At 50.4% G+C, this 15,187-nt stretch carries 8 protein-coding genes, 1 tRNA gene and 5 pseudogenes; all 14 read right to left on the bottom strand.

From position 1 onward, the window contains the following. The coding region (locus JCM15764_RS20130; RefSeq protein WP_243689498.1) for a GTP-binding protein at window positions 1-188 on the bottom strand (188 nt) is incomplete at its 3' end. A gap of 29 nt (window positions 189-217) precedes the next feature. Continuing rightward, window positions 218-2,296: an elongation factor G gene (gene fusA, locus JCM15764_RS20125; RefSeq protein WP_054698697.1), complete on the bottom strand. Its 2,079-nt coding sequence runs from the start codon at window positions 2,294-2,296 to the stop codon at window positions 218-220. Between the two features lie 30 nt (window positions 2,297-2,326). Continuing rightward, window positions 2,327-2,795, bottom strand: a pseudogene (rpsG, locus tag JCM15764_RS20120) (30S ribosomal protein S7). A 23-nt stretch (window positions 2,796-2,818) separates the two neighbouring features. Continuing rightward, a pseudogene (gene rpsL, locus JCM15764_RS20115) lies at window positions 2,819-3,189 on the bottom strand (30S ribosomal protein S12). A 119-nt stretch (window positions 3,190-3,308) separates the two neighbouring features. Beyond that, window positions 3,309-7,441: pseudogene (gene rpoC / locus JCM15764_RS20110) on the bottom strand (DNA-directed RNA polymerase subunit beta'). A gap of 70 nt (window positions 7,442-7,511) precedes the next feature. Further along, a pseudogene (gene rpoB / locus JCM15764_RS20105) lies at window positions 7,512-11,619 on the bottom strand (DNA-directed RNA polymerase subunit beta). 157 nt (window positions 11,620-11,776) lie between these two features. Beyond that, window positions 11,777-12,156: pseudogene (gene rplL / locus JCM15764_RS20100) on the bottom strand (50S ribosomal protein L7/L12). 45 nt (window positions 12,157-12,201) lie between these two features. Next, window positions 12,202-12,726: a 50S ribosomal protein L10 gene (rplJ, locus tag JCM15764_RS20095; RefSeq protein WP_012648702.1), complete on the bottom strand. Its 525-nt coding sequence runs from the start codon at window positions 12,724-12,726 to the stop codon at window positions 12,202-12,204. 170 nt (window positions 12,727-12,896) lie between these two features. Next, window positions 12,897-13,598, bottom strand: a complete 702-nt coding sequence (gene rplA / locus JCM15764_RS20090) for a 50S ribosomal protein L1 (RefSeq protein WP_012648703.1) — start codon at window positions 13,596-13,598, stop codon at window positions 12,897-12,899. A gap of 20 nt (window positions 13,599-13,618) precedes the next feature. Further along, window positions 13,619-14,029, bottom strand: coding sequence for a 50S ribosomal protein L11 (gene rplK, locus JCM15764_RS20085; RefSeq protein WP_054698693.1), 411 nt, complete (start codon window positions 14,027-14,029; stop codon window positions 13,619-13,621). A gap of 76 nt (window positions 14,030-14,105) precedes the next feature. Then, window positions 14,106-14,633: a transcription termination/antitermination protein NusG gene (gene nusG, locus JCM15764_RS20080; RefSeq protein ID WP_012648705.1), complete on the bottom strand. Its 528-nt coding sequence runs from the start codon at window positions 14,631-14,633 to the stop codon at window positions 14,106-14,108. A gap of 10 nt (window positions 14,634-14,643) precedes the next feature. After that, window positions 14,644-14,829 (bottom strand): preprotein translocase subunit SecE, encoded by a 186-nt coding sequence (secE, locus tag JCM15764_RS20075; protein WP_012648706.1) that lies wholly within the window; start codon window positions 14,827-14,829, stop codon window positions 14,644-14,646. A gap of 36 nt (window positions 14,830-14,865) precedes the next feature. Then, a tRNA-Trp gene (locus JCM15764_RS20070) sits at window positions 14,866-14,942 on the bottom strand. Between the two features lie 39 nt (window positions 14,943-14,981). Then, entirely contained in the window at window positions 14,982-15,131 is a 150-nt protein-coding gene (rpmG, locus tag JCM15764_RS20065; RefSeq protein ID WP_012648707.1) for a 50S ribosomal protein L33, read from the bottom strand. Window positions 15,132-15,187 lie beyond the last annotated feature (56 nt).

Raw genomic sequence — 15,187 nt, 5'->3', positions numbered from 1 at the left:
ATGGTGATACCACGCTCTCGCTCTTCGGGTGCATTGTCGATCTGGTCGAAGGCTTTGAATTCTGCCTGGCCTTTGCCTGCCAGTACCTTGGTGATGGCGGCGGTCAGGGTGGTCTTGCCGTGGTCAACGTGCCCGATGGTGCCTATGTTTACATGCGGTTTGGTTCTTTCGAATTTTGCTTTTGCCATATTGCTACCCTCCCTCGTATAGGAATTGCTTATCCTTTTACCTTCGCAACTATCTCTTCGGCCACTGATTTCGGTACCTGCTCATAGTGATCGAATGTCATGCTGTATGTTGCACGACCCTGAGTAGCCGAACGGAGATCGGTTGAATAGCCAAACATCTGGGCCAAAGGCACCATAGCATTGACCACCTGGGCTCCGGCGCGAGATTCCATCCCCATAATACGGCCACGGCGCGAATTAAGATCGCCGATGACATCCCCCATATAGTCTTCCGGGACAACAACCTCTACAGACATAATCGGTTCGAGCAGGACGGGAGATGCTTTTGAACACCCTTCCTTGAAGCCCATGGAACCGGCTATCTTGAAAGCCATTTCGGAAGAGTCAACCTCGTGATAAGAACCATCAACCAAACTTACCTTGAAGTCGACAACCGGGAAACCTGCCATGACGCCGGTATCCATTGCCTCCTGTATACCCTTGTCAACAGATGAAATATATTCACGGGGAACAACCCCGCCTTTAATTGCATCGACAAACTCATAGCCTTTGCCAGGCTCCTGGGGTTCAAGCTCCAGCCAAACATGACCGTATTGACCACGGCCACCAGACTGTCGAACGAACTTGCCTTCCACCTTGACCTTTTTGGTTATGGTCTCGCGGTATGCAACCTGAGGCTTGCCCACATTCGCTTCTACCTTGAATTCACGCATGAGACGATCAACAATGATCTCAAGGTGAAGCTCACCCATACCGGAAATAATGGTCTGACCTGTCTCTTCATCGGTTTTGACTCTGAAGGAAGGGTCTTCCGATGCAAGCTTCTGCAGGCTGAGGCCCAATTTTTCCTGATCAGCTTTAGTTTTTGGCTCTATGGCGATTGAAATAACCGGCTCAGGAAATTCAATGGATTCGAGAATAACCGGATTGTCTTCCACACAAAGAGTGTCACCGGTAGTGGTATATTTAAGACCAACAGCAGCGGCAATATCCCCTGCATAGACTTCTTTGATCTCTTCTCGCTTATTGGCATGCATCTTAAGGATCCGGCCGATACGCTCTCTCTTGCCCTTGGTCGCATTGTAGACATAGGAGCCAGAGTTAAGGACACCCGAATATACCCTGAAAAAGCAGAGCTGTCCGACAAATGGGTCTGTCATGATCTTAAAACCAAGAGCAGAGAAGGGCTCGGAGTCAGCCGCCTTGCGCTCGATGGGTTCTTCGGTGTTAGCATCGATACCCTTGATGGCAGGAATATCAGTTGGTGCAGGCATGTAATCTATGACTGCGTCAAGAAGATTCTGCACCCCCTTGTTTTTAAAAGCAGATCCACAGATAACAGGAATAATCTGGATGGCAATAGTTGATTTGCGGATCGCAGCCATGATTTCTTCATTGGAAAGCTCTTCCCCACCGATATATTTCTCCATCAATACATCGTCATGGCTTGAAAGCTCCTCGATCATCTTTTCACGGTACTCCTGAGCAAGCTCAAGGTCCGCTGCGGGGATCTCGGTTTCCTGAAAGGTAGCACCAAGAGACTCTTCATCCCAGATAATCGCCTTCATGGTCACCAGATCAATAATACCCTTAAAGGTATCCTCCTTGCCGACCGGAAGCTGAATAGGAACAGGATTCGCTTTGAGGCGATCCTTGATCATGGAGACGCCGCGAAAGAAATCAGCGCCAATACGATCCATTTTGTTAATAAAGGCGATACGCGGAACTCCGTATTTATCAGCTTGACGCCATACGGTTTCCGACTGCGGCTCGACGCCACCAACAGAACAGAATACAGCAACAGCACCGTCAAGCACGCGCAATGAACGCTCGACCTCAATGGTGAAGTCCACGTGACCCGGCGTATCGATTATGTTTATTCGATGATCACGCCAGTTACACGTTGTAGCAGCAGAAGTAATAGTGATACCACGCTCCTGCTCCTGTTCCATCCAGTCCATGGTGGCAGCCCCATCATGAACTTCGCCAATCTTGTGCGAAACACCAGTATAGTAAAGGATACGCTCTGTCGTTGTCGTTTTACCGGCATCGATATGAGCCATAATCCCAATATTGCGTGTCATTTCCAACGATACCAAGCGTGCCACTTAAACCCCCAAAATACTATCTATATAAAACTACCAGCGGTAGTGAGCAAAAGCCCTGTTGGCTTCGGCCATCTTGTGCGTATCTTCGCGTTTCTTGACCGCTGCGCCACGGTTGTTATAGGCATCCAGAATTTCACCGGCAAGCTTATCCGTAACAGTCTTCTCCGATCTGTCATTGGCATACTTAACCAGCCAACGCATGGCAAGAGAAACCCTACGCTCCGCCCTAACCTCGACAGGCACCTGATAGGTGGAACCACCAACTCCTGGATTTAACCTCCAGCATGGGCTTAATATTATCAAGACTCTTCTTCAGAATCTTGACCGGCTCCTCATTCACCTTTTCGCTGACTATCTCAAGAGCACCATAAAGAGCCCTTTCCGCTGTACTCTTCTTGCCATCAAACATGATAATATTGACCAGCTTGGCAACAACCCGATCCCCATACTTAGGATCCGGCAATATCACTCTTTTAGCCACTTCTCTTCTTCTTGGCATACCTAACCCCTCAAATTGATCGTTTACTTCGGTCTTTTGGCACCATACTTGGATCGACTCTTCTTACGGTCCTTCACACCAACCGAGTCAAGCGTTCCACGCACTATATGATACCTGACACCCGGCAAGTCCTTTACCCTTCCGCCGCGAATAAGAACAACGGAGTGCTCCTGAAGATTGTGACCAACCCCAGGAATATAGGAAGTGACCTCAATCCCGTTCGTCAAACGCACCCTTGCCACCTTGCGGAGAGCCGAGTTCGGCTTTTTCGGCGTAGTGGTATAGACCTGGTACAAACGCCACGTTTCTGCGGACAACACTTCAAGGCAGGAGCAGTGGACTTGTCCTTCTTGCTCTCCCTGCCAATACGGATCAACTGATTAATGGTTGGCATAACTACCTCTCGCATGCTTCATGCACAGGGGTCTCCCTGCGGAAGCGATGAAAATAACAATTTAACTTTCGCTTGTCAAGCTTTTTCTCAAACAACTAGATTTTTTTTGAAGATCGAACCTAACCCGCGGCCACTTCTTCCACGTGTTCAGAAGGAGTAGCTACCGGCTCCTCGGCAACCAGCTTCAAGTTTCTGTAACGGGCAAGACCCGTTCCAGCAGGAATCAACCGCCCCATTATTACATTTTCCTTAAGCCCGCGAAGACCGTCGATCTTACCTTCTATTGAAGCCTGTGTCAACACCTTTGTTGTCTCCTGGAAGGATGCTGCCGAGATAAAAGACTCGGTAGACAGTGAGGCTTTGGTGATACCAAGCAGCAGAGGCTCTGCTATGGCGGGCTTACCACCTTTATCGAGAACTCTTTCGTTTTCGTCCTCGAAAATATAACGCTCAAGCTGGTCATCAATCAGGAGTGTAGTATCGCCCACGTCCTTGATGCGGACCCTTCTCAACATCTGGCGGACGATTGTTTCGATATGCTTGTCGTTTATCTTGACCCCCTGGAGTCGGTATACCTCCTGGACCTCATCAACGAGGTATTTGGCCAGTTCCTTCTGCCCAAGAACCTGAGGATATCATGGGGGTTGGAGGAACCATCCATGAGAGCTTCGCCTGCTCTGACATGGTCACCTTCGTGGACACTGATATGCTTGCCCTTCGGGATAAGATATTCTTTTGGCTCACCCATTTCCGGGGTAACAATAACTTTGCGCTTACCCTTGGCATCCTTACCAAAGGTGACGACACCGTCAATCTCAGTTATAACGGCGAAATCCTTGGGCTTTCTCGCTTCGAAAAGCTCGGCAACCCTTGGCAGACCACCGGTGATATCCTTTGTTTTCGTAGTCTCACGTGGAATCTTGGCAATGACGTCACCGGCATTGACAACAGCATCTTCCTGAACGGTGATGTTTGCTCCCACCGGCAGATAATAACGGCCCATGGTAGTTTCGTTGATCTTTGCAGTCTTGCCGGCTTCATCCTTGATGGTAATGCGCGGACGCTTATCTGCATCACGGGATTCAACTACAACCTTACGGGACAGGCCGGTAACCTCGTCAACCTGCTCTTCCATGGAGACACCTTCAATTATATCTCCAAATTTAACCTTACCGGCAATCTCCGTCAAAATCGGCATGGTATAAGGGTCCCACTCAGCGATGGCTTCACCCTGCTTGATAACCTGACCGACATTGACCTTGATTTTGGCACCATAAAGAATAGAGTATTTTTCGCGCTCACGGCCCGTCTCATCTACGATTGCCAGCTCACCGTTACGATTCATAACGATGTGATGACCGTCAGTATTGGTGACATAGTTGATGTTGATGAACTTGACGCTACCTTCGGTGCGTGCTTCCAGTGAAGTCTGCTCCGCTCGTCTCGAAGCGGTACCACCAATATGGAAGGTACGCATGGTGAGCTGGGTTCCAGGCTCGCCGATGGACTGGGCAGCAATGACGCCAACGGCCTCACCCATGTTGACCAAATGCCCTCTGGCAAGGTCGCGGCCATAACACTTGGCGCAAATACCGCGCCGGCTCTGACAGGTCAACACCGAACGTATTTTCACCTTTTCCAGACCCGCCGATTCTATTTTCTGAACCAGTGTTTCATCGATTTCTTCGTTGGAAGCGACCAGCACATCACCGGTAACCGGGTCAAGGATATCATCCAGCGCGACCCGCCCCAGAATCCTGTCTCCGATGTGTTCGATGATCTCGCCACCCTCGGTGAGGGAAGAAACAACCAGACCATCCAGCGTGCCGCAATCAGGCTCAGTAATGATGGCATCCTGGGCAACGTCAACAAGACGTCTCGTCAGATATCCGGAGTTGGCTGTTTTGAGCGCGGTGTCGGCAAGACCCTTACGGGCACCGTGGGTGGAGATGAAGTACTGGAGAACCGTAAGACCTTCACGGAAATTGGCAGTAATCGGCGTTTCGATAATTTCGCCAGACGGCTTGGCCATGAGACCACGCATACCGGCAAGCTGGCGAATCTGCTGTGCCGAACCCCTCGCACCAGAGTCAGCCATCATGTGAATGGCGTTGAAGGAAGGAACCTTGACCTCTTTACCATCAGGAGCATGGACAATATCCCGGGAGAGGTTGTCCAGCATCTCTTTGGCGATTTCTTCGGTAGATTTCGCCCAGATATCGATAACCTTGTTGTAACGTTCGCCGTCGGTAATAAGACCTTCAGTATACTGATTCTGGATCTCTTTGACATCTTCCGATGCCCTGTTGATAATGGCCGTTTTCCCTTCGGGAATAACCATATCGTTGATGCTGATGGAGATACCGGCGATGGTCGAATAGCGGAAACCGATGGACTTCAGCTTGTCGGCAAGAATAACGGTTTCCTTATTACCGGCAAGGCGGTAGCAAACGTCCACCAGGTTGGAAAGCTCCTTCTTGGTCATTACTTTGTTGATGGTGGCAAAGGGGACCTCATCCGGCAGAATCTCCCTGAGAACGACGCGGCCGGGCGTCGTGTCCACAAGTTGCGGCTTTTCGTCAGTAGCGAGGTTCTTCAGACGAACCTTAACTCTCGCCTGGAGATCCACCTCGTCAGCGTCGAGTGCAATCCTTACCTCGTCCTGGGAAGCGAAGATCTTGCCGTCCCCTTTGGCGAAGAACTTTTCCCTGGTCATATAGTAGATGCCGAGGACCATGTCCTGTGAAGGTACAATGATCGGCTTACCATGGGCCGGTGAAAGAATATTGTTGGTGCTCATCATGAGAACACGGGTCTCCACCTGGCTCTCAACGGACAGGGGGAGATGAACAGCCATCTGGTCACCGTCGAAGTCAGCGTTGAAGGCGGTACATACCAACGGATGTAGCTGGATCGCTTTACCCTCGATGAGTACCGGCTCGAATGCCTGGATACCGAGACGGTGAAGGGTCGGAGCGCGGTTCAACATGACCGGATGCTCCTTGATCACCTCTTCCAGTACGTCCCAGACTTCAGGACGCTCTTTCTCCACCATTTTCTTGGCACTCTTGATAGTTGTGACAAAGCCTTTTTCTTCAAGCTTGTTGTAGATGAAAGGCTTGAATAGCTCAAGGGCCATCTTCTTGGGCAGGCCGCACTGGTGCAGCCTCAGTTCAGGACCGACAACAATAACTGAACGGCCGGAGTAGTCGACACGCTTACCGAGCAGGTTCTGGCGGAAACGGCCTGATTTTCCTTTCAGCATGTCGGAAAGTGATTTGAGAGGACGTTTGTTAGGTCCTGCTATGGCGCGTCCCCGACGACCGTTGTCGAAAAGGGCATCCACGGCCTCCTGCAGCATCCGCTTCTCATTGCGGATGATGACTTCCGGTGCCTGCAGTTCCATAAGCCGTTTCAGACGATTGTTACGGTTAATTACCCGGCGATAGAGATCGTTGAGATCGGAAGTGGCAAAGCGACCGCCATCCAGGGGAACCAGGGGGCGAAGTTCAGGAGGGAGAACCGGGATACATTCAAGGATCATCCACTCGGGCTTGTTGCCGGAAGATTTAAATGCTTCGACAACCTTGAGGCGCTTGGCGGTTTTTTTCCGCTTGGCTTCGCTGGTAGCTTCAAGCATTTCAACACGGAGCTGCTCGGCCAACACATCCAGGTCCATGGACATGAGGCACTCTCTGATTGCTGCTGCCCCCATTCCAGCCTCAAACTGGCCGTTATATTCTTCCATTGCCTTCAGGTACTGATCTTCAGAAAAAACCTGGGCAAAAGGCATGCCGGTGTTTTTAGGATCCGTAACCACATATGCTTCAAAATAGAGAACCTTTTCCAGGTCCTTCAGGGTGATGTCCATCAGGTTCCCTATCCGCGAAGGGAGAGACTTGAGAAACCAGATGTGGGCAACAGGCGTCGCCAAGTCGATATGGCCCAGCCTTTCACGCCTGACTTTAGAGGGAATGACCTCGACCCCACACTTCTCACAGACAATGCCGCGGTGTTTCATCCGCTTGTATTTGCCGCAGTTACACTCGTAATCCTTGGTGGGTCCGAAAATTTTTGCACAGAAAAGGCCATCCCTCTCCGGCTTGAATGTCCGGTAATTAATGGTCTCCGGCTTTTTAACCTCGCCGAATGATCTTTCCCGGATCTTTTCCGGGGAAGAGACAGAGATTCTGATGGCAGAAAAATGAAGCGGATCCTTCGGTTTATCGAAAAAGTTAAAGATATCTTCCAAAATATATTCCTCCTCGTTGTTTAGGAGTTATAACCATAAATTTGTTTTGTTGCGTCCAAAGGCCTGACGGTCAGTCTTCCTCATTTTCAAGGAGCTCAACATCCAGTCCCAGGGACTGCAGTTCCTTGATAAGAACATTGAAGGATTCCGGAAGTCCCGGCTCAAGGGTATGCTTGCCCTTGACTATCGCTTCATACATCCTGGTACGTCCTGCCACGTCGTCAGACTTGACAGTGAGGAATTCCTGGAGTGCATAGGCAGCACCGTATGCCTCCATTGCCCAAACCTCCATCTCCCCGAGACGCTGCCCACCGAACTGGGCTTTGCCGCCAAGAGGCTGCTGGGTAACCAGACTGTAAGGCCCGATGGAACGGGCATGGATCTTGTCATCGACCAGGTGGTGCAGCTTCAGCACGTACATGACGCCGACGGTGACCTTATGCTTGAATGCGTCGCCTGATTTGCCATCATAGAGAGTAACCTGGGCAGTATGGGCAAAGCCGGCCTTGCCGAGCATTTCCCGGATGCCTTCTTCCGATGAACCTTCGAAAACAGGTGAAGCCATAGGCACGCCACGCTTGAGGCGCTTGGCCACATTGTTCAGCTCTTCATCATCCAGGGTATCAAGGAATTTATTCATCTCCTTGTTGCCGTAGACTTCTTTCAGATAGGTCTTGATCTTGGTTTTCTCGGAGTTCTTCTCCAGCATCTCCTCGATCTGCCAGCCAATACCTTTGGCTGCCCATCCCAGGTGGGTCTCAAGAATCTGCCCCACGTTCATACGTGACGGAACACCCAGAGGGTTCAGCACGATTTCGACAGGGCGGCCATCCTCAAGATAGGGCATGTCTTCTTCGGGAAGGATACGGGAAACAACACCCTTGTTCCCGTGGCGGCCGGCCATCTTGTCACCTACCTGCAGCTTGCGCTTGATGGCAATGTAAACTTTTACCATCTTGATAACGCCGGGAGCAGATCGTCGCCACGCTTGAGCTTCTGCACCTTGTCGTCGAAAACATACTTGATTATATCAATTTGCTGATTCAGGGTGGACAGGATCTGAGCCACCTTGTCATCGGCACTTTCATCATCAGCAACGGAGATTTCGTCCCACCTGTCGATAGGAATCGAGCTCAGAGCCTCTTCGGAGATGGCCTTGCCTTTGACGATCAGTATCTTGCCGTCTTTACCTTCAACCTTAACAGCCGCCGTCTTGCCTACCAGCAGCTTTTTCAGTTTGCTTACCGCAGACTCTCGGATGATGCGGATTTCGTCCTGCTCATCCTTACGCAGTTTCTTTTCTTCTGCCTGTTCGATCAATTCGGTACGGGCGTCCTTGTCCGCCCCTTTGCGGGAGAAGATCTTTGCGCCGATGACCGTACCTTCTACACCCGGGGGAACACGCAGCGAGGTGTCACGCACATCACCTGCTTTTTCGCCGAAAATTGCACGCAGGAGTTTCTCTTCCGGGGAAAGCTGTGTTTCCCCCTTGGGAGTAATTTTTCCAATCAGTATATCGCCTGGCCTTACCTCGGCACCGATGCGTATGATGCCCGACTCATCCAGATCCTTGAGCGTTTCCTCACCAAGGTTCGGTATATCGGCAGTTATCTCTTCTTTGCCCAGCTTGGTGTCACGGGCGACGCATTCGAATTCTTCAATATGGATTGATGTATAACGATCATCCTTCACCAGCCGCTCGGAGATGAGAATGGAGTCCTCGAAGTTGTAGCCACCCCATGGCATGAAGGCGACCAGAACGTTCTGACCCAGAGCCAGTTCACCCATGTCGGTGGAAGGACCATCGGCAATAACATCGCCCCGCTTGACATGGTCCCCTATTTTCACAACGGGCCGCTGATTGATGCAGGTGTTCTGGTTGGAACGGGCAAACTTGATGAGGTTGTAGATATCCACACCGGTGCCGGTTTCATCATATTCATCCTCGTCGATCTTGACGACGATGCGGGAAGCATCTACCGACTCAACGACACCATTATGGCGTGCAACGACGGAAACACCGGAATCCCTTGCCACGACACGCTCCATGCCGGTACCGACCAATGGAGAATCGGCTCTGAGCAGGGGCACGGCCTGACGCTGCATGTTGGAACCCATAAGAGCACGGTTGGCGTCGTCGTTTTCCAGAAAAGGAATCAGTGATGCGGCAACGGAAACAACTGCATTGGGGCAACATCCATCAGCTCCAGTTCGTCCCTGCCGACGAGAACGAATTCGCCGCTTTTGCGGGCAGAGATATAGTCGGCGACGAAACGGCCATCCTTGTCCACCTCTGCATTGGCCTGGGCTATGGCATGACCTTCTTCCTCAAGGGCAGAGAAAAACCGGACTTCATTGGTAACTTTCCCTTCCTGGACCAGCCGGTAGGGGGTTTCTACGAAGCCGTGCTCATTGATCCTGGCATAGGTTGACAGTGACGCAATGAGGCCGATATTCGGACCTTCCGGGGTCTCAATGGGGCAAACCCTGCCATAATGGGTGGGATGAACGTCACGTACCTCGAAGCCGGCACGCTCACGGGTCAAACCGCCTGGTCCCAAAGCCGAAAGACGCCGCTTGTGGGTAACCTCGGAAAGAGGGTTAGTCTGATCCATGAATTGGGAAAGCTGGGAAGAACCAAAAAATTCTTTCACCACAGCCGAGACCGGTTTGGAGTTGATCAGGTCGTGAGGCATGAGGTTCTCAACTTCCTGCAGGCTCATCCTCTCTTTGATGGCGCGCTCCATACGAACAAGACCAATCCGGTACTGATTTTCCAGCAACTCGCCAACGGCACGAACACGGCGATTGCCAAGATGATCGATGTCGTCGATGTTCCCTCTGCCGTTCTTGAGATCGATGAGGTAACGGACAACCTCAAGTACGTCTTCCCTGGTCAACGTCATGCAGTCCAGCGGCACCTGAAGACCAAGCTTGTAGTTGAGCTTCAATCGGCCAACTGCAGACAGATCGTACCGCTCCGGATTGAAAAAGAGGTTTTCGAACAGCGACAGGGCACTCTTCAGTGTGGGGGGTCTCCAGGGCGCAGCGTCTGTATATTTCGATCAGTGCATCATCGGTGGAACCGATCTTGTCGATAATGATCGTGTCACGGAATGATGAGGTCACATGCAGATTATCTATGAACAATACCTTAAAGGTGTTGATCCCTTTCGACTTGATCTCTTCAAGCTTTGCCTGGGTCAATTCCTCGTTGCATTCGGCAACGATCTCCCCCGTGGAGGGATCTACAATGTCATGGGAAGAAATTTTGCCGACAAGTTCTTCGATGGTAATGGGAATGTACTTTATGCCATGCTCTGCCATCTTTCTGATGGCGCCTTGGTGAACTTGCGATTTGCCTTCACCAGAACTTCCCCGGTTGCCGGGTCAACAATATCGATGGCTGCCTTCTGATTAGTAAGAAGTTCAGGGTCTGCCACCTTGGTCAGTTTCTCCCCGGCAAAGTTTATCTCTTCACTTTTGTAGAAGAAGTTGAGCAACTCGTCCGTCGAGTACCCAAGAGCTTTGAGGAGCACTGTGGCCGGCATCTTGCGGCGGCGGTCTATGCGCACATAAAGTATGTCTTTATGATCAAATTCGAAATCAAGCCACGACCCCCTGTACGGGATTACCCGTGCAGAATACAATACCTTGCCGCTGGAATGTGTCTTACCTTTGTCGTGGTCGTAAAAAACGCCGGGAGAGCGGTGGAGCTGACTGACAATGACACGCTCAGTTCCGTTTATAATGAAGGTTCCATTCTCGGTCATCAGCGGGATTTCGCCAAAATAGACCTCTTGCTCCTTTATGTCTCGTATGGAGCGGGTGCTGGGCTCTTTGTTCACGTCCCAGACAACCAGCCGGACCTTAACCTTCATAGGAGCGGCAAAGGTCATTCCCCTCTGATGACACTCTTCAACGTCATATTTGGGGATGCCTAAAGAGTAGGAAACATATTCGAGAGAAGCAGTTTCACTAAAATCCTTTATGGGAAAAACACTTTTAAAAACGGCCTCTAGGCCGGAATATTTTCTTGCTTCAGCGGGGACATCTAACTGGAGGAATCTCTTGTAGGAATTTTTCTGGATGTCAATGAGATTTGGTATATCGATAATCTTCTTTATTTTGGCGAAGTTCTTGCGTAACAGGGGGTTATTCGCAATTGAATAAGCCATATCTTCTCCTTTGGTCAACGCCCTAAAGCCTTAACCCTGTGGATTCTTACTTGCTCTTCGACCCAGACAACCGGCTTGAGTGGCCGCCAAACTAAAATAGAACAGCCAAGGCCGCACATGGCGACCTTGGCTAGAACAAGAATCGGAACAGCAATTCTTATTTAATTTCCACTTCTGCGCCAGCTTCAACCAGTTGCTTCTTGGCCTCTTCGGCTTCTTCCTTGGAAACGCCGGTTTTGAGCGGCTGGGGTGCACCGTCAACCAGGTCTTTGGCTTCTTTGAGGCCCAGGCTGGTGAGTGCACGAACAACCTTGATGACACCGATCTTGTTGGCGCCGGCAGCTTGAGAATAACATCAAACTCAGTCTTTTCTTCAGCAGCTTCAGCAGCTGCAGGGCCGGCAACGGCAGCAACAGCCACAGGGGCAGCTGCAGAAACACCGAACTTTTCTTCGAGTTCTTTCACCATTTCCGCAAGCTCAAGAACAGACATTTTCTCGATAAAACTAATTACATCAGCTTTGGTAATTTCAGCCATTTTTTATTCCTCCATGAATATTTATACGAATTTGTTTTTAAAGTATCAGTTGCCTTCTTTTTGAATCCGGATTGCATTAAGTGCACGGACAAAGCTGCCCGGTACGGCTGCAAGTACGCCAACGAAGTTGGTGGCGGGTGCCTGCATTGAGCCGAGCATTTTTGCAATAAGTACTTCACGGCTGGGCAGATCGGCCAATGCCTGGATGTCGGCTGGGCTGATGGCTTTGCCGGAGAGCACGCCGGCTTTCAAGGTGAACGGATTGGTCGTTTCCTTGGCGAAACGGGACAGGACCTTTGCTGCTGCGACAGGATCGTCGTAAGTAATGGCTACAGCAGTCGGTCCGGCAAAGTAGGGATTCAATGCCTCTTTGTCGGTCCCCTTCGACGCCAGTTCCAGCAGTGTGTTTTTGACAACCTTGAACTCGACAGCAGCCTTGCGAAGCTCATTCCTGAGTTCGGTGGCCTGCCCCACATTCATGCCGCGGAAATCAGCAAGAAAAACGGCTTTCGCACGTTGGAGCTTGTCGTGTACTTCGGTTACAAGTTGGTGTTTGCCTTCTTTATTCAAGCGCCTTCCTCCTTTCTTTTGGTTTCGGGTGGTTTACCCCGCCAAAGTCAGGAAGTATCGGGAAATGATGCAATTCCTTCAACTACCGCCAGTCTCGGTAGGCCAGTTTCCTGTTTATGTTGCCATGCATGCGGCAACACCTACTGTCTTTGACTTTGGCAAAACTATATTTATATTACCTGTGAGGATACGTCAGACACGTCAAGATTCACACCAGGTCCCATGGTGGAAGAGACACTGATTTTCTTGATATAGGTTCCTTTTGCTGCAGACGGCTTCGATTTGACCAGCGCATCGATCAGAGCAAGGATGTTTTCCTTTAGCTTGTCTGTTTCAAAAGAGACTTTGCCAACAGGAGCATGAATGATACCGGCTTTCTCCACCCTGAATTCGACCTTGCCGGATTTGGATTCGTTAACGGCCCGGCCCACATCGAAAGTGACGGTGCCTACCTTAGGGTTCGGCATCAGGCCACGTGGGCCCAGAAGTTTACCGATTTTACCGACAACACCCATCATGTCGGGTGTGGCAATGGCGGTATCGAACTCGAACCACCCTTCCTGGATTTTGGCAACCAGGTCATCGGCGCCAACGAAATCTGCTCCTGCATCGCGTGCTTCCTTCTCTTTTTCACCCTTGGCGAAAACAAGAACCCGGACTTCCTTGCCGAGACCGTTGGGAAGAACAACTGCACCACGGACCATCTGATCGGCATGCCGCGGGTCAACGCCAAGCCTGACAGCCACGTCTACAGTTTCGGTGAATTTGGCGTAGGCAGAACTTCTCACCAGTTCAAGGCCATCATTAAGGGTATAACTTTTGCTCCTGTCAACCTTGGCAAGAGCGTCTTTAAGTTTTTTACTGGTAGGCATTTCTTTCACCCTCTCTTTATCTATACAATCTCAACGCCCATACTGCGAGCGGTTCCCTCAATGGTTTTCATGGCGGCTTCAAGACTGGCGGCGTTCAGGTCGGGCATTTTTTTCGAAGCAATTTCCTGCACCTGGGCCTTCGTCAGTTTTCCGACCTTATTCTTGTTGGGCACGCTTGAACCGCTTTCGATACCAAGCGCTTTTTTAATAAGAACAGAAGCCGGGGGTGTCTTGGTGACGAACGTAAATGACCTGTCCGCATAAACAGTTATCACTACAGGAGTAATTGTGCCTTCGTCTGCCTGAGTCTTGGCATTGAAGGCCTTGCAGAATTCCATTATGTTTACGCCGTGCTGACCCAGCGCAGGACCGATCGGCGGGGCAGGGTTTGCTTTACCGGCCGGTACTTGAAGCTTGATATATCCAGTGATTTTTTAGCCATTACTAGACTCCTTTTATCTGTTCCTTAAATCAATTTATATCTTCAGGTCGCAGGTAGTGCCAGAGTCATTGTTTTTCGACCTGCATGAATTCCAGCTCCACAGGGGTAGCTCTGCCGAATATACTAACCATGACCCTAAGCTTGCCTTTTTCAGGTTTCACATCTTCTACAACCCCGGCAAAATTAAGAAAAGGTCCGTCAATAACCCTGACGGTCTCACCAACCTCAAAAAGAACCTTGGGCCGTGGCTTCTCGGCTCCCTCTTCCATACGCTGGGTTATTTTTGCTACTTCCTCATCTGGAATGGCAAAAGGATTATTGCCTCCGACAAAACCGGTAACCTTTGAAGTTTCCTTGACGACATGCCAGGTGTCGTCATCGAGCTCCATATTAACAAGGATATATCCAGGGAAGAACTTACGGGACGAGGTTCGCTTCTCACCCTTCTTCAACTCGACAACTGTTTCACAGGGAATGAGAACTTCACCAAACTTTTCCTCAAGGCCAAGGTTTTTTATTCGCTCCAGGAGCGACAACCTGACTTTATTTTCAAAGCCGGAGTAGGTATGTACACCGTACCATTTATGAGCCATTGTGAGTCCTCTAGCGGAGTATGAACCTGATCAGCTTGGCCAGGACAACATCACAAGCGCCAAGATAAAGGGAGATCAAGACAATGATCACTACAACAACCCATGCTGTAGAAATGGTCTCCTTGCGGGCAGGCCAGGTAACCTTACCCAACTCAGCTCTCACTTCCTCCAAAAAATTTTTGGTCTTTACCAGCACTCGTGCCACCCCACAGTAATTAGGTTTTTAAAAAAATGGCAGGCCAGGAGGGATTCGAACCCACAACACCCGGTTTTGGAGACCGGTGCTCTAGCCGTTAGAGCTACTGGCCTGCATGAATGAGCCACACAGCGGAGTGGCTCATTTTCGAATTATTTTGTTTCCTTATGTGACGTGTGCGTACGACAGAAGCGGCAGTACTTCTTCAGTTCCAGCTTTTCCGGTGTTGTCTTCTTGTTTTTTGTCGTTGTATAGTTTCTCTGCTTGCACTCGGTGCAGGCAAGTGTGATGATATCTCGCATTGCTGCCTTCCTTTGTCTTGATCAGCAAAGGCGGGATTGTCCCGCCTCTGTGAATT

Origin of the sequence: Geotalea toluenoxydans JCM 15764 (assembly GCF_001311985.1) — a bacterium.
GTDB lineage: Bacteria > Desulfobacterota > Desulfuromonadia > Geobacterales > Geobacteraceae > Geotalea > Geotalea toluenoxydans.
This window is presented reverse-complemented; position numbering and strand designations above follow the sequence as displayed.

Coding starts and splice junctions, on each gene's coding strand:
- rpmG (WP_012648707.1), bottom strand. CDS start 15,131: ATGCGAGATATCATCACACTTGCCTGCACCGAGTGCAAGCAGAGAAAC.
- rplA (WP_012648703.1), bottom strand. CDS start 13,598: ATGCCTACCAGTAAAAAACTTAAAGACGCTCTTGCCAAGGTTGACAGG.
- nusG (WP_012648705.1), bottom strand. CDS start 14,633: ATGGCTCATAAATGGTACGGTGTACATACCTACTCCGGCTTTGAAAAT.